The following is a 272-nucleotide window of genomic DNA, read 5'->3' on the forward strand; positions in this document are numbered from 1 at the left end:
GTTTGACCAACATACGCATGCATTTGCTCATCTGAGAAAAACGCACGATCAAAACCAGGTGAAGATACTTCTAAGATGTACTCACCAGCGATAGGATCATGAACTTCCAAGATACCGCTTACTTGGTGATTTACTGCCGCGCAGTCTTCAATCGTTACTTGTTTATCTTGGGCTTGCTCTTCTGGCAATGCCTCAATATAGATACGTAGTAAAGAGCGACGACCTTGTGGCGCAAACTCGATACCCCATAGTGATACATCACAAGCGGCCAC

General features: G+C 45.2%; 1 pseudogene. It reads right to left on the reverse strand.

Features of this window, described 5'->3' with window-relative positions:
* Positions 1-272, reverse strand: a pseudogene (locus SB725_RS31275) (ribosome assembly cofactor RimP); the annotation flags it as partial.

Source organism: Pseudomonas sp. SIMBA_041, from assembly GCF_046535095.1.
Classification (GTDB): domain Bacteria; phylum Pseudomonadota; class Gammaproteobacteria; order Pseudomonadales; family Pseudomonadaceae; genus Aquipseudomonas; species Aquipseudomonas mucoides.